The sequence below is a fragment of the Streptosporangium pseudovulgare genome (assembly GCF_014648055.1).
In the GTDB taxonomy this organism is placed as follows: domain Bacteria; phylum Actinomycetota; class Actinomycetes; order Streptosporangiales; family Streptosporangiaceae; genus Streptosporangium; species Streptosporangium pseudovulgare.
Genome location: NZ_BMQJ01000021.1, coordinates 111,936 through 112,981 on the forward strand (window position 1 = coordinate 111,936; position 1,046 = coordinate 112,981).

General features: G+C 72.2%; 1 protein-coding gene. It reads right to left on the reverse strand.

Features of this window, described 5'->3' with window-relative positions:
- A partial coding sequence (locus tag IEZ10_RS32210) for an amino acid adenylation domain-containing protein (protein WP_194531315.1) occupies positions 1 to 1,046 on the reverse strand: 1,046 nt, incomplete at both ends.

Consider the following 1,046-nt stretch of genomic DNA (forward strand, 5'->3'; position numbering starts at 1 on the left):
TTGTCACCGGGCTGGTCCTCCCGGGCCAGGACGACGGTCTGGGCCACGTCCGGATGACGGCCCAGCACGTTCTCGACCTCGCCGAGTTCGATGCGGATGCCGCGGATCTTGACCTGGTCGTCGACGCGGCCGAGGTAGTCGAGGGTTCCGTCGGGCAGCCAGCGGACGAGGTCGCCGGTGCGGTACATCCGCGCGCCGGGCTCCTCGGGGCAGGCGACGAAGCGTTCGGCGGTGAGGTCGGGGCGGTGCAGGTAGCCGCGGGCGAGGTGTTCGCCGGTGAGGTAGAGCTCGCCGGGGACGCCGGGTGGGACGGGGGCCAGGTGGTCGTCCAGGACGTAGGCGCGGGTGTTGTCCAGGGGGCGGCCGATGGGGATGACGGGGCCGGGGGTGGTGATGGGGTGGGCGGTGGCGTAGACGGTGGTCTCGGTGGGGCCGTAGCCGTTGTGGACGGTGGTGGCGCCGGCGGTCAGGACGTGGGCGACGGCGGTGGGGGAGGCGGCTTCGCCGGCGATCCACAGTTCGGGGATGCGGGCGAGCAGGGCGGGGTGGTCGGGGGCCAGGACGTTGAACAGGCCGGTGGACAGGAAGATCGCGGTGACGTGTTCGTCGTCGAGGGCCCAGGTGAGGGTGGCGGCGTCGACGACGCCGGGGGGTGCCACGACGATGGTGCCGCCGTTCAGGAGGGGCACCCAGAGTTCGTACATGGACACGTCGAAGGAGGAGGCGGTGTGGAACAGGACCCGCCGGTGGGCGGGGCCGTGCCAGAGCCGGTCGGTGGCGAAGGAGCGGATGTTGCGGTGGGTGACGGCGACGCCCTTGGGGGTGCCGGTGGAGCCGGAGGTGAACATCGCGTAGACCAGCCGGTCCGCGGCGATGGCCAGTCCGAGGTTGTCGGGGTCGGTGTCGGTGCCGACGAGGAGGGGGGTGAGGTGTGCGGTGAGATCGTGTCCGGCGTTGGCGGTGTCGGTGACGAGGATGGGTGCGCCGGTCTGTTCGGCGATCCAGCGCATCCGGGCCACGGGCAGGGCGGGGTGCAGGGGGACGTA